A 25,172-nucleotide genomic window follows, 5' to 3' on the forward strand; every position below is an offset into this window, starting at 1 on the left:
AATTTAAAAATTAATCTCTTATGAAACACTCCTTAAGTGAGAGCCTAAATCAGTACACTTTTTGCTGACGATTTACAATAGCCTCCGACGAAGTAGTTGATCATTGGATCGTCAGCGTAATCTTTCATGATCAATTAACTTTTTTGCGAAATAACGATAAATTATTGATTTGATTTATAGTAACGATCTAAAGCACTTTGATATGCGAGAGAATTTACAATTCTATCTTCTTGTAGATTATCATTATACATTTCTAAAAGATCATCCCCCGCTTTATCATACTTTTCTCCGGTGATACTTCCAAGAAAAACAAAAAGAAAATTCTGACCAAAATACGAATGATCTAAAGATGAATATATTCCACCTAATCTTTGTTGGTTTTTATTATTTGATTCAAATGCCGGGATTAAAGCCGCAAAATATTTATTAAAAAGAATTTGTAATTGCTTTTTATTTTCAATTGAAAAAGCTGGATATAGATCTTCAAAAAGTTTATATCTAATATTAATAAACTCTCTTCTGAACAAGGGGTTTTCATCTTTTACAATATCAATTCTAGTATCGGTAATGATCTTCCAATCAGAATATCGGTCAAGCTTAATCTTATCAATATTGGCTCTTTCTGCTGCCTTAAGCCTTTCGATACCGTAATAAGCAACTATGAGTGATATAGTTGCAGCAAACAATCCATTGTAATGAGCAAATTGACTAATGTAGAAGCTAATACCTTCAGGTGAAAATTCGAAATCATTGTCTAAGAGATTCCGTTGTGTTGCAATAAATGCCATGGAGGAAAGAATAAACATGCATATTGCAACTAATATTATTATAAAGCTAAAGATTGCTCCAACGCTGATTTTAGGTTTGATATTACTTAAAATATTTAGAATGATCCTTTTCATTTAGAGGTTGTTAGTATACCATTAAATTCCTAAGGTATGAAAAAAACAAGCAAAAATTGCGCGATAAAATATTCTATTATTTGGATCTTAAAATGAATTAATTTCTGACTGAGTACTAAATCCGAATAAATTTACTGACTAAGTTTAATGATAACCAAATTTATCTAAACTACAAATAATTAGTGCTGATTGAACAATTTATATGTCTAAGAAAGCCAACAGACGCCTTCGAGTTTCATTTTAGATACCTGTAGTGAAATTACTTATAAATTCCCCTCAGGCTTTCAAATAGCTGCTCCGTTGCTGGCTTTTCATATATACAAAATGCTGAATTAAGATAGAAAAAACCAAAATAGGGAATCGGTAGTTTTGCAATTTGACAATTTATTTTCAAAATTCTATTTCCTAACGAAAGATATTTAAATAAATAACCCACGATTTTTGGGGGAATATTCGCTACATTTTAGCAAAAATTTCGTCATTTTGGCTTTTCTTTGCCCCTGAAATTATGATGTCAAGTTTTAGGTACAAATGGAAAAGTGAATTATTTACTATTCAGTTATAATTGGTTTGTTTTTAAAATTTTTGTAACTTCGTTTTAGTTATTAATAGTTGGAAAAAAAAGCATACCCTATTTACCCCTCGTGGTGAATTAAACTATTGACAGTCAAGATATTTCACTTTTTGTATCGGAAAGTAAAAATTGTAAATAACGGATAGGTGATGATTCACGCACCCTCAAGTGCATCATTAATAACGCCATGATTAAACTTCATAACAACTGTATGAGGGTGAGCAGATTTTCCTATAAAATTCTGAACAAGAAAATTTAGAAATTATTTTATCGATATATTTCTACATTTTGTAAGAGATAATTGCACGTGTTAAATTTCAGCATATTACGTGAACGAAATACCTTTGCTTATATAATTATTACCGCATCCCTACGGTAATAATTTTAATATCGCTTCTAAAGGCACAAAATTTTTGATTTTCTTTTTTGACTAAGGCTCTTCTTCTCTATTGAAGAAGAGAGCTTAGTCACACTTAAGATTCATTTGAGGATTAAAAATGAAAATAATGGAAGCTATTGTGATGAGTAAATAATTATAACAAGGATATTTTATTAAAAAAAACAACAATTTGAAAAAACAACAATTATGAAAAAAAATGTTTCGACACTGATGCTTATAGTTTCAGGTTTTATTTCATTTGCCACTGCCCAGATTGGTATAAGTACCTCAAATCCGCAAGGTACATTTCATGTTGATGGTGCTAAGGATAATCCGGCTACAGGGATTCCATCTGCTACCGAACAGGCTAATGATGTCGTTATAGCAAGAACAGGTGATATGGGAGTAGGTATTACCACTCCTTCAAATAAGTTACATGTAGTTGCCAGTACGGCTAATTTGAACAGGTTTACTTTAATAGATGCACCGGCAAGCACTCACCAATACGCAATAATGACTTTAAGGAATACCTCACCGTTGGCTGTTGGTAATTATTCACTATTAGGTTTTTCTAATAATGGCCCTACATCAGGAGGTGCCGCTTGGGGAATAGGCAGCATACGTACAAATACAGCTGAAGACTTTTTTATGGGGAACTCTCTGGGGGGTGGGTATCTGGAACGTTTTAGGATCACATCAGCTGGAAATGTAGGAATAGGGACTTTGTCACCAACAGAGCTATTAGATGTAGCAGGGCATACGAGAGTAAGAGTAATGGATATTGTAGCAGGTACCAATGCGGTAACTCCCGTTTATGCTGATTCCAATGGAGTATTAGTCAAAGCTTCACCATCAGCTACTTTTGGAGCGGTTATCTCGTCTACTGTTAATAATGTCATGAGTGGTAGTACAGCACCATTAATTACGGGCATACCAGATACAGGTCTTTATAAAGCTGTTGTTACTATTTGGGATGCTTGCGGTGATGCAGTAATTGCAGAATATTATATAGTAAATAATTCTGCTAACGGAAATTATGCAATTAATGGATTAGGAGGGATTTTAGCAACTGGTACTATTTCTAAGTCACCGACTTTTAATCAAATCAGTAGAACTAGTATTGCAACTACTTGGACAGGTAAGGCGGGTTGTCAGGATGGGGGAAATAGCAGTGCTTTAAATTACACTTTAACGATGCCTTCAGCTGGAACGATAAATGTTACCAATAATGGAAATGTAATGAAAGGTTATCAGATAACTCTTATAAGATATTAAAGTAAAGACCCACCTCTAAACACTCTGCTATAGAGGATAGCAGGCTGTTTTTTTGATAAGTTTTGATGCAGACTGTAAGTTATAGGATATAAAGATAGTTTATCTGTGAGGATTACATCAAAGATCTACATAATGTTACAGATCTGGTTTTATCCGTTTATCATAAATATTTGTGTAAAAGAGCAAAAAAGAAAATGTTTAAACTTGCCTTGCATAATGATAATTAGCAGGCTGATTATACTTATAGAAATTTTGCATGATTTCCAACCTTAGATATATCTGACCGCCTTAAGGCCGTTGCTTCCTCAATTTTTTTAGATAATAATTTTTCTTTGGCAGCCTAGTACCAGAGAAAGTATGACACATCTAAAAAGTAACGATTATTTTGCGAGTAAGAAATGAATATGATGAAAAGAATTTTAATAGCAGATGACCATTTTGTGGTAAGAACCGGAGTAGCAGCTATTTTAAGATCGGTATATCCAGATCTTATAATAGATTCAGCAGAAAATTACGGACGTGTACAAGAATCTGTTCAAAACTTTCTCTATGATCTTATAATTCTAGATATTGGTATGCCCGGAACAAAATATACCGACATGATATCAGAGCTTAAAAGCATTCAAAAAGATCTTAAGATTTTAATATTTACTGTTTACGATCATAATATTGCGTTGCAGTATATCCGTAAAGGAGCAGAAGGCTATTTGAATAAGCTCGGAACAGAAGATGACATAAAAAATTCCGTAAAAACGATTTTAGAAACGGGATATTATTATCCACCTGAACTCATTCCTTTTGTTTTCAAAAATGCAGATGGAAATCGTAATGAAAAGCTTACTCCTCGTGAATATTTGGTTTTTGAACTGTTAGCTAAAGGAAATGGTACATCTGAGATTGCCCATCTTTTAGACCTACAATTAAGTACAATAAGTACTTTTAAGAAAAGAATTTTCCAAAAGCTAAAAGTTAAAAATATAGTAGAGTTGATAGAAATATACCAAAACTTACATTAAATAATGTCTGATTATTTATCCTTTAGATTATTACAATACAGGTGAAATTATCCCTATACCTTATAAATTTTTTTCCATTTAGCTACGGAATTTCTACTTAATTTAAAGTAATTGGCCAATTGGGTATTATTCCATTCATTTTTTTGTTGATAGATCAACATATTTATGATCGTTTTTTCATCATAAGACTTATGTTGTTGATTGAACATAGTCGTTTCTCTGTCCGAATAACTAAAAATAATTTCATTGAGTTTTATAATATCCAAGGTTGTAAGCTCTGTTTTTGATAAAATAGTTGCACATCGATCCCACTTTTCAGGGTATTTACGATTAATAATATCGGTATATATTTGTTTGTAATTAGGCATGAAATTTATTTTTGATATTTTTTCATCCAGGTATTCAAAGTTACTCTTGGGATTTTATATTCATTAATTACCTGTTGCTTTGTTTTCTCTCCTTTATCTATTATTTCTAATATAAAGTCTATTATTTCCTTTGTATAAATATTTTTTCTAAACTGAGGCATCAGAGTTTTGACTTTTACTGTTGCCATTTTTTTGGAATTCTTCAGGGGAGGGGTATATAATATTAGGTGTTGGGTATAGATCCTGAAAAAATCATATTTTAGTAGTTTAGACCATCTCAGTAAAATTTCTGAATCTAAGGATTGGCTGAGATACATATTTTCCACCTCTTCTTCTCTGCATTGTAGAAAATTACAAATACGAAGGATTTCTATCTCAGCTTCTTCTACTTTTTGACGGATTAATAACCCAATGTGAATCTTCTTAAAATTAGTTACTATGGTCATATGTTCTGCTAAATCTTAAGTACAAATTTTATATTATTATTTTTATAATGACTGCGTATTATCATGAATTCACCATCTAGAAACAGTGAAATGGATTCTTGAGTGAGCTTGCAGAAAATATGTTTATATTTTACTCCTGTCACTAATTATAATCCGTTCAAATTTGGGTTATCCTTGTTAAACCTCGAAATTATTATATACTACTATTAAAAATCCTCCTTATTGTATTTATAGATTGATAAAACAAAAAGGAGGCTAAAAGACTATTTTCTAATTTAAACCCTCATGGAATAGTACGTTATATTTTCACTCTTTTAAAGATGAGGTCAAACTCGGCGATATTGCCTAATTTAAAAAGGAAATGATCCTAACTAAATCAGTTACTAGACTAGTTTGTAGTGCAGTTTTTCTGTAAAATTTATCTCCAATAACTCCAGTTTACTCCATCGTAGACTGCCAAAGCGTCAGACACAGTGTCATACACCATTGTCCCGGCAATTGCTCCTCTTATTGTAGTATTTGGATTGGCGACTTGGGGCAATACCAACGCTTTCGTAGTCGATTCAAGAACTAAAGCTCCTGGCTTGGAGGTTGTACTGGACCCGATAATTACTCCAGAACCAATGTCTGATCCCGCATTGGAAAAAGAATGGGCTATTCCCTGATTAGTGTCTGTGAGATCCGTCCAGCTTACATCTTGGAATACCTGCACGGATTTGGTGGTGGTATTGAATATAAATGTCCCTCCGGCTGCTCCTGGTGCAGATACTACCGACGGCAACAATATACCTTTAGGGTCAGTATTAAATTCCAAAAGAACACTCTGATTAGTTAAAGTTTGTTTACCGATAGCTACCTGAGCTTGGTATTCACTGCCTGCAAAAATAGCTATGAGAATAATGATTATTGTGATTATTTTTTTCATTTTTATTTTAAATTTTCTTATTAATCTATTATAATTTTTTTGAATAACAATATTAGATTTTATCATCTATTTTCATTACATCCCCTTGCAATACAATTCCAGCCCGTACGGGTTGTGTTTATTCCCGGCGATGTTCCTCTGTAAAGTTGTACACACTTTAAGTCCGTATTATAAATAAGCATACCATCTATTGCTATTAAGGCATCCCTTTGTGCCGTGGTCATGTGGGTAATTACTAAACCCTTATTAGCAGAATCTAATGCGATATGTCCATTAGGTACTACTTCCGGCCAGTTTACCAGTGTCCGTGTTGCTTTAGTCATAATACCCATCTTGGTGAAACTATTGGGGGTACCTGTAGCTCCGGGTTTTATACAATGACATGGTCTTGTATTCTTACCACTGCCATAGCCGGATATATGTGTAGGTCCAACAACACTTTGCGTCACCTTTATTGAATTAGTGCCTGACGCATGCCAGTTAATTGCATTAAGCGTATTTCCATTAAAAAGAGTTAGTGGAAATAGTGGACCACCGGAAACTTTACTCCCGAACATTGTAATGGCACCGGCAGGGCTTATGACAATTCGAACGGCGGGTGTTGTAGCAGCACTGCCTATAATATTCCAGATTGCAGAAATTGTCCCGTCCTGCCATCCGGAGCCATCTGAAAAACGTATATTCGGGACTAGGCCATTACCGTTGGCAAATTCAATTTCGCTGGTAGCTAACGAAGTTCCGTTAATTTCCATATTAAACGAGTTATCCAGAGTATAAATGTCTAATACGAATCCATAGTTTGTTGCAGGTTGTGTAAATGTATACGGGGTTCCCGCGGGGTTAGGTGATGCGCCACCTGCTGCAAAAGTCTGTCCATTGACGTCTACTGTACACACTTGTGTTTTAAAACCGGTGAAAAGTCCCGATACGAGCATGCAAAATGTAAAAAATAGGTTTCTGTTTTTCATTATTGTAATGTTTTATTTATACTTTCCCTTTGTTTGGAGAGTTGATTATATCTGTGTGTATTTCATTGTGGGAACTAAATTCCATTTTATGCGAGAAAAATGTTAAAGTTGTCTGAGACGTACTATATATTTCGGCCGGTGCTTTAATGCAGATATAGACTTCGATTGATACAGGATTCAATTCTATAAGTCACTTTTAGTTCATCATTAACGTTTTATTTAGAAGAATAGATTTATTTTAATTATTAATTAAAAGTTTAAATAAGTTACTCTCTGTTCTATCTACGCATTGATAGAGATTTGGATTCTTCTTACGCTTACAAAATTATTTATTGTATATCGTTTTCTTTAAAATTAGCTGTGCGATTTTGTCTTGCTGGTTGTAGAATTTATTCTAAATATTACATACTATAGCGGACCTTTAAATCCAACTTTGGTTAAGCTTGAGTCTTATAGTAAATACTGATTCTTAGGCATGGGTTAGTCGGATTGTAGCAATAGCTTCGTCCTGAATTATCACAATTGATGGTTTAGAATTTTGGCTTACAGTATCTGGGAGTATTCGGGTAGAAATTTTCATAATTTATTATGTGTTTTTTACAATGGTTTTGAAATTTTTAGAAATATTTATTACTTGTGACTTCAAAAAACAAAACTCTTTGACCTTAGGCAAAGAGTTTCGGTTTAAATCATTTTTAATTTGTGCTTTTAGAAACGTTCTCAATATTATTATTGTAGGGAATCCAATAATAATTATTCCGTGGTAAAGGTATTTGGTTTATTTAGCTTACTGAAATATAAGCTGTGCGAGTATCTCTGCATGTTTGTAGAAATAATTCTATTTGATAAAGTTACTAATAGCAACAGATCCAGGGCGAATAGCAATCCGACTCGAAGGAAGCTTACTACCATCGAAAGTCTGCTCTGGCTATAGGTCAGGAATTATTTAGAAATAAGGTTAATATGCTCCGGCACGAATGTAAGTTGAGGATTAGTAAAGTAGTTGATAATTCTTAAGAAATACCATTTTTTATTGGTGCCCTTTTCTTAAGCATGTACTTAATCTATTGTTGTCTTGAATCGGGCCCATTCTATGTTTCAATTACAAACCTCATACCTTGCTGGTTTTAATTATATTTAATCAACCAGATCATTTCAAATTGAAATTACATGATCACTTATCTTTTATTTTTCACTACTAACACTCTAAGAATTATGATATTTAAATAGTCTCCCAGAGAGGTTTAAAAGCAGTTAATGTAAGTTTTGATATATTTCTATCAGTTCTACTATATTTTTAACTTTTAGCTTTTGGAAAATTCTCTTTTTAAAAGTGCTTATTGTATTTATTTGCAGATCCAAAAAGTTGGCAATTTCTAAATTTCCATTTCCTTTGGCTAACAGTTCAAATACCTGATATTCGCGTAAAGAAAGTTTTTTAATAGTGTGTCCCTCATCAAAATTCTTTATGATAAAAGGAACAAGTTCAGGAGGATAAAAATATCCGGTTTCTAAAATAGTTTTTACGGAATTTTTTATGTCATCTTCTGTTCCGAGCTTATTCAAATAACCCTCTGCTCCTTTACGAATGTATTGCAACGCAATATTATGATCATAAGCGGAAAATATTAAAATCTTAAGATCTTTTTGGATACTTTTAAGCTCTGATATCATGTCGGTATATTTTGTTCCGGGCATATCTATATCTAATAGCAAGAGATCATAATGATGAGTTACGAGGGATTCTTTTACACGGCCGTAATTTTCCGCTAAATCTATCGTAAGATTTGGATATACTGATCTTAGTACAGCTGCTACTCCCGCTCTTACTACAAAATGGTCATCTGCTACTAAAATTCTCTTTTCCATCTGTTTTAATTTTTAGGAATATTTATTTTAATGGTGGTTCCCTGAGGATAGTTTTCACAAAATAATATTTGAGCTTTTATTTTCTTTATAAGGTGAATGACCATATGCAGACCTAATCCGTAATTTTAAATTTTATAACATCATTTTCATCTGACATTTGATATAACTTATTATAATAACTTATCAGCTCCTGCGACATTCCCTGACCAGTATCACATATTTCTATTTTAATTTCCCCATCTCCAGTTGCGGCTATTAGCCTTATTATGCCATCAGATGTATATTTTACGGCATTATCAATCAGATTATGGATAATACAAGTCATAATATTCTTATTGACATGACAATATATTCCGTCTTCAACCTCAATACTGAAAGAATTCTTTTTTGATTTGGCTATTTCTTGAAATAGCTTTGTTTTAATTATAAATACTTCTTTAATTACATATTCTTTTTTTTCATATATATTATTGATTCTGTGTAAATCACTGTATTCTTTAAGGTGCATGGTGAAATTATATAATTCTTCCGACGATTGATGAATGCTATCAAAATATTCTTTCTGAAGATTAACATCATGCACTTCGGTTAATTGTTGAGAAAGCATAGCAATAAATTTTACAGGAGTTGTAATATCATGGCTAATAGCTTCTACGAACTTTTTTTGATATTCAGATTCTTTCTGCATATCATTTTTTACGGTTTCCAGATTCTGTACACTTTCCTTTAGCTCTATCTTTATACTGGATACTTTTCTTTTCAGCGCAATATTTTTTATCTGTAAAAACTTAGTTCTGGTATGGATAACACCTGTTACTATGAATAACAATAAAATAACTACACCTACTTTAAAGATACTGGTCTGATAAAAAAGTGGTTTTATTTCAAAAGATATTGATCTGTACTCGTATTCTCCACACGGAGTAACCAACACCCTTAATTGTAAAGTATAGGTACCGGGCCCAAGATTACTGATTGTATATTTCCTTTCATTTTTAATATTAATTGGCTTCCAGTCGGTGTCTTCATTTTGAACCTTTGCCTCAATTCGTACGTTATAAAAACCGGAATAGTAAGGAATATCAATAAAAACATCAGCATATTTATAATCATTTTCCAAAACAAAATGGCTCTTGAAGTAAGTTATATCAGCATCATTAATTCTTATTCTTTCAACGTATATGTTGTTTCTGTCCGGATAATACGCATGGATATCTTTTGGATTAAAAAATACAAATCCTTCTATTGAGGGAAAAACAAACTCTCCATTTTTTAAAGAGTATGCCTCGGGCATAGACCCTCCATTAAATTCATTAGTTAACAGACCGTCACTTTTAGTGAAACGATAATAAAACACCGGGACCTTATTATTGGTAGCGTACTGCAAAAGTTGCTTTTTAGAAACCCTAAATAATCCGTTATTCGAAGATATCCAATAATATCCATATTGGTCATCAACAATGTAATGTGCTGAACTTAAATAGGAATTCTGATCCAATGGCATTTTGATAAGTTTCTTATTTTTGAGCAAAAACAAGCCATCCTTATTTGTTGTTATCCATATCCGTCCATCAGCTGTTCTGACAATATTTTTCACGTTAATTCCTTTAGCTACGTGAGTTATTTTTTTATTTTTTAAACACACTATATATAATCCGTTGGTGCAGCCAACTAATAATTCATCATCAGTATATTTAAAAAAAGAATTCACATATCCGATAAACCGAAAACTTGTGTTTATTTTTTTTAATTCTTGATTTTCAAACAAATGTAAGTAGGAATAGGTGAGATCTGTTGTGGAGATAGCATAGAGGTTTGAACTCTTAAAAAAGCCTTTCAGTCCAGGAAAACGAATTGTATCCATGGTCCTATATTCGCTGGATTTATATCTTCTGATTATTGAATTATCGTTCACGTAAACAATATTTCCTGACTGGTCATAAAACATAAAATGTTTGTCATTAACACCAAATTGATGCTGCTTTACAAGTCCATATTTATTGACTTCATAGCCATGTGGGTCAATAATGGTATTTTTGCCAAATGGTAGGGACGCGTTACTTGAGTCATCAACAAAAGGAATTTTCTTTTTAGCAGTGTAAAATTGGTTTAGTTGAAGTATGTTTAACCCTTTAGTTACACTCCCTAAATACAATGTATTAAATTCACGATCATAAAATATGATATTAAAAAGCTGATCTCCAAAATTTTCATATGCAGCAAGTAGTTTAAGCTGCAGCTCATTTTTATAATTTTGAACAAGATAAATATTATTATTATTGATGAGAAAAGTCTGATTGGTAAGCTGCTGCCAGTATATTTTTGAATCAGGGTCATTAAAAAGTGTCGCTTTTTTAAAGGTGGTTAGATTCCCTTTGTAAATGCGGTAGGTTTTTCTGTTTTTAGGATCCGTAATGAAGAGAGTTTCTTTATTGAGAAATACATTAAACAAACCGGAAATGAGAATTGGGATTTTCTTGTTTTTATTTTCACCGTCTGTGTAAACAATCTCATTGTTGTAGAAAGTATATTTTCCTGATGCGGTTTTTATATAATATTTAGTATTGGAATAATATTCTATTCCAATTTCATTTTTCGTTATTCTTTTTAGGAAATTATTGTTCTCTTTTCTATATGTTCTGTCTGATTTACTTTTTTTAATAACATTAACCACTCTGTTTTTTATAAGAATTTTATTCTCTTCATAATTATTATAAATAATAATATTATCGGTTGAAATATCACCGTAAAAATTTCCAAAATGCAGATCTGTTACTGGTAATTTGTTATATGTGGTAAAACTTAAACCGTCATACCTTACTATTCCACTGTCTGTAGATAACCATATAAAACCGTATTTATCCTTAACAATGTCCTTAACACTATTCTGTGGAAGACCATTATCCATATTATACCATGAAGAAACATATTGCCCATATGCTTGCTCACAGAGTAACAAAAAAATAGCCAATAGAGATATTCTCATAGTACAATTAGTAATTCTACAAAAATAATCTATTATAGTATATGATGCTGTAGAATAAGTTCTACATACAGCGGGACAATTAGCAATGTTAAGTGATTTCGTCAATATTAATTTCCTTGACGTTTCATAATCTTTCAAGCCTTGTAAAGTAAATGCTCCAATAACTTATTTTAAGTTATAGAGTAATTTTTAAGAGTGCTTTTACAAAATATAAACAGTTAATGCTTAATGGGAGAAGAATCTGTTTATAGTATAAATTTTTTGTTTATGTCAGTTTGGCTACAACCAAACTCAATACGATAACACAAGATCTTCCCATCTTTGACCTATAAATTTATATAATGAAAATCATGAACAAATCAGCGAGTTGATAACGTCTAATGACACTGAGACTATGCAGTTCTACAATCCGGCCACTGGAGAAATCATTACGCAGATCACACTGGCCAACGGAACTGATACAAAAAGTACAATAGCTATAGCACATCATGTTTTTGAACGCTGTGCGGATTCTAATCTTGTGAGAACCATGGGAAATACCTTCTGCAAAACTATGATATAATATTTGGTGCCATCAGCAGGGTAGTTTCCGGCTGATTAATATAAAATGGAAAAAGTAGCTTATTTGCTGCCTTTTTATTTCTATTTAAAACTGATTCATTTACTGTTGATTAAGATAACAATTAAATTTCTTAGTCAACCCGTTAACTGCTTTATACTTTTCTATTGTTATGCTAATGCAGCGAACCTAAAATATGCAACCATTGCAGACAACATAAAAATTATGATTAACATTGGGAGCATTTTGTACTCCTGTTTTTTGCAATGAACAAATATACCTGCTACCATAATTAAACAAAAGGATGCTGCTGCCATAGGTGTTAAAATTGGCGCAATACCTGTAAACCACGAAACTATAATGCCGATACAGCCTGACAATTCAAGAACTCCTAATATTCGAATTGGTATTATAGAACTAGTTGATTTCAGATGTCCATCTGCGACGTGTTTTTCTTTGCTGCCAGTAATTTTCCCATAACCAGGCATAATAAAAAATGCAGAGAGAAGTCCCTGTATTATCCACAAAATTGTATTCATTTTTGTTCTTTATGAATTAAAAAATAAGCTATAAAAACGTTAATGGATGAGTATGAAAAATGACCTCGAAAAAATCAAGGTTGCTCATCAAAAGATTTTGTTTTAAACAAAATCTCTTTTTCTTAAGGCTTTCTAATCTTTTCTCGGTTGGTCTAACCAAAGCTTAACTTCTTCCATTTATGAACTTATCTGTGATAATGTATGCAAAGATAGTAAAATGATTATTGCGTCAAAAGGCTTGTACAATGGGGAGTTCTGTATCGGGAAGTTTGGCAAATACAATCTTCATTTAACAAATCAAAAGCAGCCTACATTCACCATCATTTTTAACAGGAGCTCTATGAATACAAGGCAGGACTTGCTGCCCCGGATGGTCTACCGCCAATTTCCAAAGATGCCCTGATCCTAGATTTATGGGTTGGGCATTGGGTTTGGGCTGATAATGCAGATCGAAAAAACAGTCTTTCAGGAACATTTCAAATTCTGCTTCCGGGCCGTCATGTAATTCTTTAAGCTTTTTCCGGATTTCAGGAATCAGGATTTTCTGTGTAGCCTGATCATTGGGTAAGATATCACTTGCAGCACCATGGTAGGTACATAAAAAAGTCTGGGTGCCAACAGGAGAACGGTCCACATGATACGAATATACGTCTGTTGATATGAAATCGAACTCCTCATCTCGCTCATACCTTTTGAGTAAATTGAGTGAAGGGGAGGCTCCGAAATCAGTTAATTGCCGTAAATCGCCTAAGATAATTTCCCTTGCAGCATTACCTTCTTCTGATAACTGTAGTGCTAAAAGATCCTCGATGGAAACTTCCGTAATATTCTCCTTTAATTGAAGTTTTGACACAATTTCTTTAAAATCGCCGGCTAAATTTCTGTTCCAGCAAACGGCATTCATCGTTTCCTGAAAATTGGTATTTACAAGTTCAGAAAAAGTAGAAACGACTCCAATTTGTTTGTGATCAGAAAATTTTAGATTCATAAGAAGTTGCTTAATACTCTGCAAAAATAAGGATTAGGCTGGAAGATAATGAAGGTTACCATCAGATATTATTTGGATTTTAATGTCAGGAACTATTTTCATAGCAGCTTCCGGCGGATACGGCTCAGGCTTTCCGGCTTCATTCCAAGGAAAGAAGCAATATAAGTAATAGGAACATTATGCAGGATTCCCGGATAATTTTCAATAAGTTTCCTGTAGCGTTTTTCTCCGGAAAGAGTGGCCAGCTCGGTAGATCGGGTCTCATTATAGACAATAGACTTTTGGAAAACTTCTATGCTGAAGTCTTTCATAGCTTCGCTTTTTGAAGTTAGGGAACCGAGATCCGCCTTGGTGATTCGTAAGAGCTCACATTCAGTGATGCATTCAACATTTTCATTAGATTTTGCTTCATTTATGAAATTAAAATAAGAAGTAAAAAATCCCGGCGGGCAGTTGATATGCGTTGTCACCTCATCTCCATTTTCGTTATAATGGAACAGGCGTAAATAACCCGATACAATATAATAAAGGTATTCCGGTACTTTTCCCGCTTCTTCAATAATGCGGTTTTTAGGAAAAAGTACCGGTTCAAAATATTGGAAAATCAAATCCTTATCCATTTGAGAAAGAACATGTCCGGATTGGATAAAATCGATTAATTTCTGCTGCATCATACCTTATAGTAGTTATATATTCAAATTTACAACAACTATTTCAACAGCTCCTTATGCTCCATTAAATAAAGTAATGCTTCCTTTACTGCCTGTTCCGGACTTTTGGGGTTGAATCCCAATTCTTTTCTTGCTTTTGTAATATCAAAATCTTGCTGTAAACCCGAAAACATAGCAATATCCTTACGGGTCAGAACAGGCGGCTTTTTCTGTATTTTAGCAGTAATTTCCATGATCCCGGCAATAATAAATAAAATCGATTTAGGTACCGAATCGGGTATTTTGATCTTCAACTCAGGAAATAGTGTATTGGCCAGGATAGTAGTGTCTGTAATGGTCATACACTTCTCATTGGCAAGAATATAGCGCTCTCCGTTCCGGCCGTTCTGTGCAGCCAGATAGCAGCCTTCCGCTACATCTTTTACATCAATCCAGTTCAGGGTGATTTTAGTATCTACCGGAATTTCTTTGTTGAGAATAAGCTTTAAAACTCCGTAAGAAACATTCAATGGTAAAAAAGCCTCACTTCCGATCATTGCTGAAGGCATCACGGATACTATTTCTATTCCCAGTTTTCTGGCCAGTTCAAATGCCAGCTTTTCACCGTCATTTTTAGAGTTGTAATACATGTCCCTGCGGTCAGGATTGTAGCCGTAACTTTCTTTGGTAGGGAGTTTTGTATAATCTAATGCCGCTATAGAACTTACATAAACAATACGTTTTACGCCTGCTTCTGCTGCGGCTTCAATAGTATTTTTTGTTCCCTGAATATTCACATCATAAATTTCTGTTTTCGGATCCTGTGCCCACAGCTTGAAAGATGCTCCTACTGCATAAAATGTTTCCACTCCCTGTAAAGCTTTTATAAAAGACGATTTGTCGGTGATATCTGCCTGTACCACCTCACAGTCCAAACCTGCAAATGGCGCTTTATTATTAATATTTCTTACGCTGGCTCTTACAGGAACCCCTTTTTTAATCAGGAACCTTACCAGGTTATTTCCTAAATGTCCGTTGGCCCCGGAAACTAAAGCCAGATTTTTCTGTGTCATAATTGCTTATTTTAATGACACAAATTTCCTATAACCGTTTGCTAATGCACTTGACTTTTGTTAGATAATGTTCAGACGATTTCGGTAATAAATATAAAGCCATCTCAGCACTGAGACGGCTTTATCTGATTTTGTATCTGATGTCCTTAAATGAATATCAGGCAGCTTAATGCGATGAAGATCATTTTATCCTGCTTTACATATAGCATCCCATGTGGTCCAGAAGTGAGCATTTATAGCTCCTGGAGGAGGGTTAGTGCTGTCAGCAACAATACCTACCATAGAAGCACAGTTAGAATTACAGCCTATCTCATTGTAACTTCCTGCCTGAGGCGGAATTTGGCGCCATGTACCGGTAGAACCGCTTAATAATTCCACTTTAATCTCAAAAATACCCGAAAGATTGGGAGTCTGAATTTGTTTCGTCGGGTTGTCGCTGGAAATAGAATCGCTCCAGTTACCCTGTGAGAATGTGACACGCCATGTAGAAATCATTTTAGCGGTATTATTCTGAGGTGAAAGATAAACCCAGAATTGTGCGCCTCCACCCAATTGAAGCTGGCCGGAAGAGTTGGCATTGAAGCTAGTGTTTGTAGTTTCCATATTAAATTTATTTTGTGAGTTATTTTTTATTAATTATTCTGTATTTCAAAGTAACAAAGAAGAAAGCAGTCATTTTAGAGTACAAATGACCAATTACGGCTTTGGGTAGAAATACTTAGCTTAGAAGAACAAAATTGTGAACTGATATTTTCCGGCAGATTTGCTGGCAGAGCAGGAAATGCTTTATCTTTGTTTTTCAGGGCTGAGGATAAGTTGTTAGCCGGAAATACCTTTATGAATAATAGTTTTTTACTTTCTGCAAAAAGAATCTGTATTGCAGCCTTTCTTTCTTTGAACACGGTGATGTATGCCCAGAAAACAGCAGATGTTTCCACAATTTCGGAAAAAACCTTAAGCAGCATCCTGGAAAAAAACCGAACCTATTATACACAGGGAAAAGTGGCTGATTATATTCCTGAACTGGGTAAAATGGATGCCAGAGCAATTGCTTTTTCAGTAGTAGAAAAAAATGGGAAGGTATTTAATGTTGGTGATATTCATAAGAAATTTACCATGCAGAGTATTTCTAAAATCATCGCCCTGATGATCGCAGTCAGTGAAAAAGGGGAAGCAGATGTCTTTAATAAAATGGGTTATTTCGGAACCGATAAGCCTTTCAACCACTTTTCCAATCTTGAAACCACAGGTAAGCCGTTGAATCCCATGATGAATGCCGGAGCGATTCTTACCACTTCATTAATTTCAGGAGAAGGTGAAAAACCATTTCTTAAAATTTTGGATTTGGTAAGGTATATAACCAAAAATAATACAATTGACTACAATACATCCGTTTACGAATCCGAAAAATCTACCGGGCACCGTAACCGTGGGATGTTTTATCTGATGAAAAACAACGGACTCATTTTAGGAAATGAGGATCAGCTGGACAATTATTTCAAACAGTGTTCTATTGAACTGACAGCTGAAGATTTAGCTAAAATAGGTTATTTCTTTGCTAATCAGTGCGTTCGGTTTGATGGCGATTCTACCTACAAAAATGAAGAGCTGGCAAGATTGGTACAGTCACAAATGCTCATTGCCGGGATGTATGAATTCAGCGGAGAATATGCAAGAACCGTAGGTTTGCCAAGCAAATCCGGTGTTGGAGGCGGAATTACGGTAAGTGTTCCCGGGAAAATGGGAATCGGTGTTTTCAGTCCCGCTTTAGATCAGCATGGAAATTCCTCAGCCGGTTATCATATGATTTTAGACCTAGTAAAACAGTATGACCTGAGCTTGTTTTAAAGCTGATTTTATAAACATCAAATTCTTTTTTGAGTCTTGTTTCGGACTATTTCAACATGGCTAACTGAAGAATTTTGCGGTCTTTTAATGCTTGTAATTTAAATTGCAAGATAGTGGCTATACCAAGAGGTAAGAATTATTAATCATTGATGAACCCAATGATAAAATACAGTGAACCAAACCTTCGGAAAAGATTAGTCAGTTGAAGATTTCAAAGCATAAGTTAAGCTGAAAATTATGAATTCAGAAAAGAAATTACCGGACACAGGATTTATAAAATGATTAAAATTTGTCTAACCTGTTTATTTTCATTGAATTAATTTCTGTTTGGATTATTTTTTAAATTATAAATTACCTGAATTTTTATCAATAATTATTTTTAATTTCAAATATGTCTATCAATTTTAACATGTTGGTGAGGCTGTTTTTTTGTTGATTTCATAGGCTTTTTTTATGTGTTATATTTTTGTAACATAGAAAAAATAATTCTCTTATTATTGATTTATTTTATTTTTTTTATTCTATATTTGCTTTAAATTATTAATGATAAACATTTATAATTGAATCTTATAGGCTGTACCGTCTGTTTTTTGATAATAGAAATATAATCTGCATTTTTTAATAGTATTTAAGTTAATAATAATTTTTTATTAATAATTTATTATTAAATTTTATTTATGGTTAAAAATGTAATATAAATTTATTATTTTTATTCCCTAATAATTGATAAATGCTCTTTATACCGAAAGGTTATGAGTTGTGTTATATAATTTCCCAGTTATTATCTCAATACCATGAATGCAATGAAAAACTTAACCATTATTGGTGTAACGCCTTTTGAAAAGCCGGATGTTAATCTTATGCTGAAATTGCATGAGGCAGGTGCGTTTCCGGTCTTAAGCCTAGGACATGATTCAAAAGCCGCTCAGGAAGCACTGAATCAAATGAACAAGACAGGTATACCTTCTTATGGTATCTATCTGCCGAATGACAAATTTATATCCCTTCAGATCCCGGAAAACGTCAGGTTGGCCATCCTTCCGTCCGGTGTTTTAATGAACGTTATACCGGATCTTCCCGTTATTTATCAGGTAACCAGTTTAGATGAAGCCAGGCTGGCCGAACAGTCAGGTGCCGAAGGTATCATTATAAAAGGAAATGAGGCAGGTGGCCTGGTAGGTTATGAGTCCACATTTGTATTATTTCAGCGTGTCATCAAAGAAATTAATTCTATTCCCGTTTGGGTACATGGAGGAGTAGGGATTCATACATCTGCTGCTGCGAAATCATTAGGAGCAGCCGGCGTTGTACTGGATAGTCAGCTTGCTCTGTTCCCGGAGAGTTCTGTTCCCGGAGAGCTCAAAGATCTTTGCTCAAAACTGAACGGTACCGAAACCAAAATAATAGCCAATCATCGGGTACTGGTAAGGCCAAACTCACCTGTGTTAAAAGAAAATATCAGCGCTCAAGAGCTTAGAGAATATTTTACCGGCTTTGATCTGAGTAAAAGTTACATTCCTATGGGCCAGGATATTTCGTTAGCAACAGATCTGTACGAAGATTTCAAAAATCTGAAAAGAATGATTTTTGGGTTCAGAGAATCGATGTACGGTCATCTGAAACAGGCAAAAGCCCTTAAAGTGATTAGCGAGAATAATATAATGGCTAAACAGCTTGGCTTACGTTATCCTATTGCTCAGGGACCAATGACCCGTGTCAGTGATGTTCCGCTGTTTGCCAATGCAGTAGCAGATGCAGGAGCTTTGCCTTTTGTTGCTTTATCATTATTGAAAGGCGAACAGGCAAAGTCTTTGGTGATGGAAACCAAAAAACTTGCCGGTGAAAAAACCTGGGGAGTAGGTATTCTTGGATTTGCCCCTCAGGAATTGAGAGAAGAACAGACTTCTTATATTCTGGAAGCTAAACCTTCCGTCGTTCTTATTGCCGGAGGAAGACCTGCTCAGGCTAAGGTATTTGAAAAGGCGGGAATAACAACCTTTTTGCATGTACCTTCACCTGCGTTATTAGATATTTTCTTGAAAGAAGGAGCTACCAACTTCATTTTTGAAGGCCGTGAGTGCGGTGGTCACGTAGGCCCACTTTCAAGCATGGTTCTTTGGGAAAAGCAGATTGAACGTATTTTAAAAGAAGAACATCCTGAAAATATCAGCGTATTTTTTGCAGGCGGAATTCACAATGCATTTTCAACAGCATTCGTTTCTATCATGGCAGCTCCGTTAGCAGCCAGAGGCGTAAAGGTTGGAGTACTGATCGGAACAGCCTATCTGTATACGGAAGAAGCTGTACGTACCGGAGCTATTCAGGAAGAATTCCAGGTGCAGGCTATGCAGGCAAAAGACACGGTTTTACTGGAAACAGCACCGGGACATGAAACACGTTGCTTAAATACAGCTTTTGCTAAACATTTCAGCACCGAGAAAATCAAACTTCTGGCAGCCGGAATGGATAAAAAAGAAGTTTGGGAACAGCTTGAAAAACTAAATGTAGGCCGGCTTAGGATTGCTGCAAAAGGAATCGATCGTCAGGGCGACAAATTGATTAATGTTCCTAAAAACCAGCAACTGGATCTTGGAATGTACATGATCGGTCAGGTGGCCACGATGCAAAACCGAGTGATTTCACTTGCATCACTGCATCAGAACGTAAGTATTGATAATTATAAATATATTGAAGAGGCTGCTTTGCCGGAACAGCCGGTATCAAAAGAAAAACCCCTGGACATAGCGATTGTTGGGATGGAATGTATTTTCCCGGGAGCTAAAAACCTTGAAGAATACTGGCGAAACATCATCTTGGGAAGGGATAGCGTTACAGAAGTTCCTGATGAACGCTGGAATAAAGAATTGTATTACCATCCGGATTCAGACGGACCGGATGTATCCCACTCAAAATGGGGGGGATTCATTCCGAAAATTGATTTCGATCCTTTAGCTTTCGGAATTCCTCCGCAATCCTTGGCAGCCATTGAGCCAACACAGCTACTGACTTTATTGGTGGCTAAACGTGCAATGGAAGATGCGGGCTATGGCAAAAAACATATCAACAGGGAAAATATTTCTGTCATTATAGGAGCTGAAGGCGGCAATGATCTGGCCAACAGCTATAGTTTCAGAGGATATTATAAACAGGTTTTCGGAGAACTTCATGAAGAAGTGCAACAGGCATTTCCACATACCACAGAAGATTCATTCCCTGGTATTTTGGCGAATGTGATCGCAGGTAGGATTACGAACCGCCTGGATCTTGGCGGAAGAAACTTCACTGTAGATGCGGCGTGTGCTTCTTCTTTAGCAGCTATTGACCTGGCCTGTCAGGAACTGATATTAGGAAAATCCGATATGGTGCTTGCCGGAGGAGCTGATTTACACAACGGAATCAATGATTATCTGATGTTTTCCAGTACGCATGCACTTTCCAGAAAAGGAAGATGTGCAACATTTGATGGGGAGGCTGACGGAATTGCCCTTGGAGAAGGAGTGGCAATCCTTGTCTTAAAAAGATATGAAGATGCAGTTCGCGATGGCGACCGTATCTATTCTGTCATCAAAGGAGTAGGAGGATCCAGTGACGGAAAAGCGTTAGGTCTTACAGCCCCGAGAAAAATAGGACAGGTACGCGCATTGGAACGTGCTTATTCCCAAGCAGGGATTAGTCCTGCTGCAGTTGGTTTAGTGGAAGCCCATGGAACCGGAACTGTAGTAGGAGATAAAACCGAACTTAGCGCACTGACGAATTTATTCAGTCGCTCAGGAGCGATACCGGGACAAACTCATTTAGGCTCCGTGAAAACGCAGATCGGGCATACCAAATGTGCGGCAGGATTAGCCGGACTGATCAAAGCTTCACTGGCGGTATACCACGGCGTAAAACCTCCAACGCTTCATTTACAGCAGCCTAATGCTTATTATAATGCCGAAACAAGTCCATTTGCTTTTTATGCAGAAAGTGGATTATGGGGAGAGAAAAACCGTTATGCAGGAATCAGTGCTTTTGGATTTGGAGGAACTAACTTCCATACGGTCATTGCGAATCATCCTAAGGAAGACGATTCTGCTGTATTGCAATCGTGGCCGTCAGAATTGTTTGTATTCCGTGGGGATACGTATGAGGATGCGAAAATTCCATTGTCACAGATCAAATCTTTATTAGAGGTTAACGGGGATATTCCATTAAAAGATATGTCTTACAGCTTAGCAGTAGGCTCAGAAAAACCAATTCAGTTAACCATTGTTGCTGATACCACCGAACATTTGATGATGAACATCGAACTGGCATTATCCGGCATTGAAAGTAAAGATACCTTCACGGTGAACAAACGTGATGGTAAAGTAGCCTTCCTGTTCCCGGGGCAGGGCAGTCAGAGAATCAATATGGCCCGCGATCTGTTCGTCGCTTTTCCGGCCATGCGTAACCTGATTGAAGGATATCCTGAACTGGAGAAAGTAGTTTTCCCTTCAACAACCTTTGATGAAGCTGCTTTAAAACAACAGAAAGAAACCATTAAAGATACCCGCCTGGCGCAGCCTATATTAGGAATTGTTGACCTGGCTTTAGCTAAATTCCTGAAATCACTGGACATCGTTCCGGATATGGTGGCAGGTCACAGTTATGGCGAACTGCCTGCTTTATGTTTTGCCGGAGTCTTTGAAGAAGAAAAACTGGTTGATCTAAGTATTCAAAGAGCTCACGCTATTTTAGATTCGGTAGAAGGCGGAGATCCGGGTACAATGATTGCGGTAAGCGCGACAAGAGAACAGTTACAGCCGGTATTAGACAAAACAGAAGGCTGTTATCCGGTTAATTATAATGCTCCGACCCAATGTGTAGTGGCAGGAAGTACGCCGGCCATCAATAAATTAATGGAAACCTTAAAACAGGAACGCATTTCTGCAAAGAAATTAGAAGTAGCCTGTGCATTCCACAGCCCGTTATTGGCCAAATCCAAAGGCTTATATGATGAGGTTTTAAAAGACATTCCTTTCCATGAAATGCAGATCCCGGTTTGGTCGAATACGACTGCAGAAATCTATCCTGTAGCGCCATCGGAAATCAAAGAAAGACTGACGGATCATTTGGTACAGCCGGTAAGATTTGTAGAAGAAATTCAGGCGATGTATGCAGACGGAGCCAGAATATTCATCGAAGTAGGCCCTGGAAAAGTCCTTTCCGGACTGACTAAATCCTGCCTGGAGAAAGATCAGCTGATCCTGTATGTAGAAGACAGCAACCGAAATAAACTGAGCCATCTTCTTTCCATGCTGGCGCAATATCTGGGAACAGGCCGAAGCTTCAGCATTGAAAAACTTTTCGATGGCCGTAATGCTAAACTGATTCAGATAGACCAGCCTGAACTGTATAAGAAAAATCCAGCCATCTGGCGTGTGAACGGACAGACGGCACATCCAACCACAGGTAATCTGCCGGCTAATGGTGCATTACCGATATTAAATCCTATTCCCATGAACAATTTTACGAATAACCAACCAGCCCCTGTAGCCGAATCTCAGCCTGCCGCTGAACGTATGCTTCAGGAATATTTAAATACCATGAAACAGCTGATCCAGGCACAGCGTGATGTGATGCTTTCCTTCCTGGGACAGAATCCACAAGTCAGCCCTGCACCTGTTTATGCTGCGCCGGTACAAGCACCTGTGAATGATCGTCTGGTGACGATTCCTGCACAGCCGGTCCATGTAGAAAAACCTGTTGCCGTTGCGGTAAAACAGGCTCCGGTAAAAGATATTAAAACCCTGTTACTACAGGTTGTAAGCGATAAAACAGGGTATCCTCAAGAAATGTTGGGCATGGAAATGGACCTGGAAGCTGATTTGAGTATTGACTCTATCAAAAGAGTAGAAATCATTGGAACGCTTCGAAGTGAACTGGGAACGCTTACATCAGGTAATGCCGATGAAGATACGGTCATGGAAAAATTAGCATCCATCAAAACGCTAAGCGGTCTGGTTTCCTGGTTGACGGAATTAACAGGAACTCCGGCAGCTGCTCCTGAAAAAAACGGAACTACAGTAACACCGGCAACAGAAGTAGAAAGTAAATCTGCATTCTCTCTTGAAGAGCTTCAAAATATAATTCTGGATATCGTTAGTGAAAAAACAGGTTATCCGAAAGAAATGCTGGGATTGGATCTTGACTTAGAAGCAGACCTGAGCATCGACTCTATTAAGCGTATGGAAATTATCGGAGACCTTAAAACCAAAATCGGTTTCGGTCAGGATATGGACCAGGCGGATGATCTGATGGAAAAACTGGCGGCCATTAAAACATTAAAAGGACTGGCCTCATGGATCAGCGAAATGAGTGGAAACACCGATGCTGATGCTGAACCTGTTCAGAATTTATTGTCACGTCTTCGTTTTGACCTGACTCCAACCGATGTTTCTACGGAACAGAATACAGAAATCATAAAGGGAAAACGTTTTGCCATCACTCAGGACAACAGTCCGCAGACGATGGCAATCAAAAATACCCTTGAAAAATATGGCGCCATTGCAGAATTGGTGGATACCGAAAGAGATCTTAAAGATTTTGATGGACTGATCATTCTGGATCTGTTCTCCTCAACCGTAAAGCACAGCATCATTGATCATGTAGATCAGATTAAGAAACTGGATCTTGATAAAGCCAAATGGGTATATCTGATTTCAGACATTCCTGCTCATATTCAGGAACTGACTGATACCCGTCTTTTACGCCATTACAAAGGTTATCCGGGACTTTTCAAAAGTTTAGCGAGAGAATTTGAACAAACCTCTTGCAGGCTGATCAGTTTGAGTACGCCACAGGAAGTTGATCAGATTACAGAGATTGCTTTAAAAGAAATATTAACCACAGATAAACCTTCCGAAGTGGTTTACAAACACGACCAAAGGCATAAAATAGAGATCATCCCTTCTCCATTATCAACAAGCCTTGAAGAAGCGCATATCCAGCTGGATCAGGAATCTGTAGTCTTAGTGCTTGGAGGCGGACAGGGAATCACTTCTGAACTGGTGAAGCATATGTCGGGAGCGTATCCGTGTACTTATATTCTTGTAGGAAGGTCGGCAGATCCGAGAGATGTGATAGGATTAAAAGAAGTGGAAGCTATGAAAACCAAGGAAGAAATAAGAGGCTATCTTATTAAAACCGGGAACTTTACTTCTCCTGCTGAAATAGAAAAAGAGACCGTAAGAATTTTCAAAAATAATCAGATTCTGCGTACCATCCGTGATATGGAACAGCTGGGAAGTACAGTGGTCTATCAGTCTTTAGATCTTTGTGACGAGGAAGGATTATCAGATTTGATCAACAATATTTACGATAAATACGCCCGTTTAGACGGTGTTATTCATGGAGCAGGTCTTTTGGAAGACAAACTGTTCAGACAGAAAACCTCCAGCTCATTTGAACGTGTCTTTGATACCAAAGTAAAACCGCTTCGTGTATTGGCAGAACAACTTCGAGCTGACTGTCAGTTTGTGGTGCTCTTCTCAAGCATCGCTTCAGTATACGGGAACAAAGGGCAGACAGATTATGCTGCGGCCAATTCTGTACTGGATGATTATGCGAAAGCTTTAAACAAAAAATTAAAAGGAAAAGTAATCTCCATCAACTGGGGCCCATGGAAAGGAGCCGGAATGGTTTCGTCAACGCTGGAAACAGAATATGAACGTCGCGGAATCTCTTTAATTCCATTGGATCAGGGCAAAGAAATTTTTCTTAACGAGATCAAATATGGAACCGAAAGTCAGGTATTGATCATGTCAGGAAACAACTGGTAAACCTC

At 36.2% G+C, this 25,172-nt stretch carries 17 protein-coding genes; 5 read left to right on the top strand and 12 right to left on the bottom strand.

Features of this window, described 5'->3' with window-relative positions:
• Positions 1 to 161: 161 nt before the first annotated feature.
• Entirely contained in the window at positions 162 to 902 is a 741-nt protein-coding gene (locus ACMGDK_RS19250) for a hypothetical protein (protein ID WP_436809427.1), read from the bottom strand.
• Between the two features lie 1,160 nt (positions 903 to 2,062).
• On the opposite strand from ACMGDK_RS19250, the gene ACMGDK_RS19255 reads away from it, so the two are divergent.
• Positions 2,063 to 3,130, top strand: coding sequence for a hypothetical protein (locus ACMGDK_RS19255; RefSeq protein ID WP_436809428.1), 1,068 nt, complete (start codon positions 2,063 to 2,065; stop codon positions 3,128 to 3,130).
• A gap of 404 nt (positions 3,131 to 3,534) precedes the next feature.
• Entirely contained in the window at positions 3,535 to 4,146 is a 612-nt protein-coding gene (locus ACMGDK_RS19260; RefSeq protein ID WP_436809429.1) for a response regulator, read from the top strand.
• Between the two features lie 53 nt (positions 4,147 to 4,199).
• Here the strand turns inward: ACMGDK_RS19260 and ACMGDK_RS19265 are convergent, their stop codons facing one another.
• From ACMGDK_RS19265 to ACMGDK_RS19290, 6 genes are all read right to left on the bottom strand, one after another.
• Positions 4,200 to 4,514, bottom strand: a complete 315-nt coding sequence (locus ACMGDK_RS19265; protein WP_436809430.1) for a helix-turn-helix domain-containing protein — start codon at positions 4,512 to 4,514, stop codon at positions 4,200 to 4,202.
• A 5-nt stretch (positions 4,515 to 4,519) separates the two neighbouring features.
• On the bottom strand, positions 4,520 to 4,960 hold the full coding sequence (locus tag ACMGDK_RS19270) for a transposase (RefSeq protein WP_436809431.1): 441 nt from the start codon (positions 4,958 to 4,960) through the stop codon (positions 4,520 to 4,522).
• 418 nt (positions 4,961 to 5,378) lie between these two features.
• The gene (locus ACMGDK_RS19275) at positions 5,379 to 5,774 is read right to left on the bottom strand and encodes a phage tail-like protein (protein WP_436809432.1); all 396 of its coding nucleotides are present in this window, start codon (positions 5,772 to 5,774) and stop codon (positions 5,379 to 5,381) included.
• A 173-nt stretch (positions 5,775 to 5,947) separates the two neighbouring features.
• The gene (locus ACMGDK_RS19280; RefSeq protein ID WP_436809433.1) at positions 5,948 to 6,781 is read right to left on the bottom strand and encodes a phage tail-like protein; all 834 of its coding nucleotides are present in this window, start codon (positions 6,779 to 6,781) and stop codon (positions 5,948 to 5,950) included.
• Positions 6,782 to 8,107: 1,326 nt separating this feature from the next.
• Entirely contained in the window at positions 8,108 to 8,722 is a 615-nt protein-coding gene (locus tag ACMGDK_RS19285) for a response regulator (RefSeq protein ID WP_436809434.1), read from the bottom strand.
• Positions 8,723 to 8,834: 112 nt separating this feature from the next.
• The gene (locus tag ACMGDK_RS19290; RefSeq protein WP_436809435.1) at positions 8,835 to 11,708 is read right to left on the bottom strand and encodes a ligand-binding sensor domain-containing protein; all 2,874 of its coding nucleotides are present in this window, start codon (positions 11,706 to 11,708) and stop codon (positions 8,835 to 8,837) included.
• 394 nt (positions 11,709 to 12,102) lie between these two features.
• Here ACMGDK_RS19290 and ACMGDK_RS19295 point away from each other — a divergent pair, with 394 nt between their 5' ends.
• Positions 12,103 to 12,270 carry a hypothetical protein gene (locus ACMGDK_RS19295; protein ID WP_436809436.1) on the top strand — a complete coding sequence of 56 codons (168 nt, stop codon included), beginning with the start codon at positions 12,103 to 12,105 and terminating at the stop codon, positions 12,268 to 12,270.
• A 167-nt stretch (positions 12,271 to 12,437) separates the two neighbouring features.
• Here ACMGDK_RS19295 and ACMGDK_RS19300 read toward each other — a convergent pair whose 3' ends face one another.
• The 5 genes from ACMGDK_RS19300 to ACMGDK_RS19320 all read right to left on the bottom strand — a co-directional run bounded on the left by ACMGDK_RS19300 (position 12,438) and on the right by ACMGDK_RS19320 (position 16,120).
• The gene (locus tag ACMGDK_RS19300) at positions 12,438 to 12,806 is read right to left on the bottom strand and encodes a DoxX family protein (protein WP_436809437.1); all 369 of its coding nucleotides are present in this window, start codon (positions 12,804 to 12,806) and stop codon (positions 12,438 to 12,440) included.
• A 289-nt stretch (positions 12,807 to 13,095) separates the two neighbouring features.
• Positions 13,096 to 13,794: a DUF1826 domain-containing protein gene (locus ACMGDK_RS19305; RefSeq protein WP_436809438.1), complete on the bottom strand. Its 699-nt coding sequence runs from the start codon at positions 13,792 to 13,794 to the stop codon at positions 13,096 to 13,098.
• Between the two features lie 98 nt (positions 13,795 to 13,892).
• Positions 13,893 to 14,468, bottom strand: coding sequence for a Crp/Fnr family transcriptional regulator (locus ACMGDK_RS19310; protein ID WP_436809439.1), 576 nt, complete (start codon positions 14,466 to 14,468; stop codon positions 13,893 to 13,895).
• Positions 14,469 to 14,503: 35 nt separating this feature from the next.
• Positions 14,504 to 15,517 carry an NAD-dependent epimerase/dehydratase family protein gene (locus tag ACMGDK_RS19315; protein ID WP_436809440.1) on the bottom strand — a complete coding sequence of 338 codons (1,014 nt, stop codon included), beginning with the start codon at positions 15,515 to 15,517 and terminating at the stop codon, positions 14,504 to 14,506.
• Between the two features lie 186 nt (positions 15,518 to 15,703).
• A complete protein-coding gene (locus tag ACMGDK_RS19320; RefSeq protein ID WP_436809441.1) occupies positions 15,704 to 16,120 on the bottom strand; it encodes a hypothetical protein in 417 nt (138 codons plus the stop codon).
• Between the two features lie 234 nt (positions 16,121 to 16,354).
• On the opposite strand from ACMGDK_RS19320, the gene glsA reads away from it, so the two are divergent.
• Together glsA and ACMGDK_RS19330 are read left to right on the top strand one after the other, a co-directional pair.
• Entirely contained in the window at positions 16,355 to 17,365 is a 1,011-nt protein-coding gene (glsA, locus tag ACMGDK_RS19325) for a glutaminase A (protein WP_436809442.1), read from the top strand.
• Positions 17,366 to 18,168: 803 nt separating this feature from the next.
• Positions 18,169 to 25,167, top strand: a complete 6,999-nt coding sequence (locus tag ACMGDK_RS19330) for an SDR family NAD(P)-dependent oxidoreductase (RefSeq protein WP_436809443.1) — start codon at positions 18,169 to 18,171, stop codon at positions 25,165 to 25,167.
• The last annotated feature ends 5 nt before the right edge of the window (positions 25,168 to 25,172 follow it).

The sequence above is a fragment of the Chryseobacterium hilariae genome, from assembly GCF_051400735.1.
Lineage (GTDB): Bacteria > Bacteroidota > Bacteroidia > Flavobacteriales > Weeksellaceae > Chryseobacterium.

Bases quoted from the DNA above. Each gene is read 5' to 3' on its own strand.
- ACMGDK_RS19250 (WP_436809427.1), bottom strand. From the start codon at position 902: ATGAAAAGGATCATTCTAAATATTTTAAGTAATATCAAACCTAAAATC.
- ACMGDK_RS19255 (WP_436809428.1), top strand. From the start codon at position 2,063: ATGAAAAAAAATGTTTCGACACTGATGCTTATAGTTTCAGGTTTTATT.
- ACMGDK_RS19260 (WP_436809429.1), top strand. From the start codon at position 3,535: ATGATGAAAAGAATTTTAATAGCAGATGACCATTTTGTGGTAAGAACC.
- ACMGDK_RS19265 (WP_436809430.1), bottom strand. From the start codon at position 4,514: ATGCCTAATTACAAACAAATATATACCGATATTATTAATCGTAAATAC.
- ACMGDK_RS19270 (WP_436809431.1), bottom strand. From the start codon at position 4,960: ATGACCATAGTAACTAATTTTAAGAAGATTCACATTGGGTTATTAATC.
- ACMGDK_RS19285 (WP_436809434.1), bottom strand. From the start codon at position 8,722: ATGGAAAAGAGAATTTTAGTAGCAGATGACCATTTTGTAGTAAGAGCG.
- ACMGDK_RS19290 (WP_436809435.1), bottom strand. From the start codon at position 11,708: ATGAGAATATCTCTATTGGCTATTTTTTTGTTACTCTGTGAGCAAGCA.
- ACMGDK_RS19295 (WP_436809436.1), top strand. From the start codon at position 12,103: ATGCAGTTCTACAATCCGGCCACTGGAGAAATCATTACGCAGATCACA.
- ACMGDK_RS19300 (WP_436809437.1), bottom strand. From the start codon at position 12,806: ATGAATACAATTTTGTGGATAATACAGGGACTTCTCTCTGCATTTTTT.
- ACMGDK_RS19305 (WP_436809438.1), bottom strand. From the start codon at position 13,794: ATGAATCTAAAATTTTCTGATCACAAACAAATTGGAGTCGTTTCTACT.
- ACMGDK_RS19310 (WP_436809439.1), bottom strand. From the start codon at position 14,468: ATGATGCAGCAGAAATTAATCGATTTTATCCAATCCGGACATGTTCTT.
- ACMGDK_RS19315 (WP_436809440.1), bottom strand. From the start codon at position 15,517: ATGACACAGAAAAATCTGGCTTTAGTTTCCGGGGCCAACGGACATTTA.
- ACMGDK_RS19320 (WP_436809441.1), bottom strand. From the start codon at position 16,120: ATGGAAACTACAAACACTAGCTTCAATGCCAACTCTTCCGGCCAGCTT.
- glsA (WP_436809442.1), top strand. From the start codon at position 16,355: ATGAATAATAGTTTTTTACTTTCTGCAAAAAGAATCTGTATTGCAGCC.
- ACMGDK_RS19330 (WP_436809443.1), top strand. From the start codon at position 18,169: ATGAAAAACTTAACCATTATTGGTGTAACGCCTTTTGAAAAGCCGGAT.